Here is a 1,200-nt window from a genome sequence, read left to right on the forward strand (position 1 = left end):
CGCCGCATCACCGACCGCCACCGCCGGATCCGCCGTCAACGCATCAAGCAAAGCCACAAACCGAACACCCATCGACTCCAACGTCGACAAATCGAACATGTCGGCAGCACCGACGACCGTCCCAACCCACGGCGCCCCCGCACCACCGGTCGACACCGTCAAATCCAGATCCAACTGAGCCGGACGCTCAATCCCCTCCACCGGAGCCACCGTCAAACCCGCGACCTCGAGATCGGCATTCGCCGCTGCAGCCGCCGGATCGAACGAGAAGATCACCTGAGCCAACGGCGAGAACGCCTCGCTACGCACCGGATCAACCGCTTCGACAAGCGTCTCGAACGGAATCTCCGAATGCGCGAACGCATCCAGATCCGCCACCCGCACCCGCGCCAGCAAATCGGCGAACGACTCCGCCAGATCCACCCGCGTCCGCAGCACCAGGGTGTTGGCGAACTGCCCGATCAATCGATCCAGCTCCGCCTGCCCCCGACCAGCAATCGGTGTACCAACCACGATGTCCTCAGTGCCCGACAACCGCGACAACAACACCGCGAACACCGCATGGGCCACCATGAACGGCGTAACTCCGCGCTCACGCGCCAACCCCGCAACCCGATCAGCCACCACAGCAGGGACCTCGAAAAGCGTCTGCACACCACGATGCGAAGCCACCGCCGGACGCGGCCGATCACCCGGCACATCCAGCAACTCCGGCACACCCACCAAATGCTGCTTCCAATACGCCAACTGACGACCCAACACCGACTCCGGATCATCCGGCGATCCCAGCACCTCGTGCTGCCAGATCGCGAAATCGGCGAACTGCACATCCAGCGGCGCAAATACCGGAACCCGTCCCGCAGCACGCGCCGCATAAGCAGTCACCAAATCAGACACCAACGGCAACAACGACTCACCATCGGCAGCAATGTGATGCAACACCACAGCAACAACGAACTCACCAGCAGAAACCGGCCACAACACCACACGCAACGGCCACTGCACAGCAACGTCAAACCCCGCCGCAACAGCCCGCTCCACAGCCTCCCGCGAATCGACCACCCGCCAGACCTCAGCCAGACCATCAACCACAGACTCCGCCGACGAAATCACCTCAAACGGCACACCCTCAACAGCCGGGAACACCGTCCGCAAAATCTCATGCCGACCAATGACATCCCCCACCGCCAACCGCAACGC

General features: G+C 62.9%; 1 protein-coding gene. It reads right to left on the minus strand.

The window, feature by feature from the left end; all coding sequences use genetic code 11:
* A partial coding sequence (locus tag ACFFJD_RS16705; RefSeq protein ID WP_382366230.1) for a condensation domain-containing protein occupies positions 1-1,200 on the minus strand: 1,200 nt, incomplete at both ends.

The sequence above is a fragment of the Gordonia phosphorivorans genome (assembly GCF_042432625.1).
In the GTDB taxonomy this organism is placed as follows: domain Bacteria; phylum Actinomycetota; class Actinomycetes; order Mycobacteriales; family Mycobacteriaceae; genus Gordonia; species Gordonia phosphorivorans.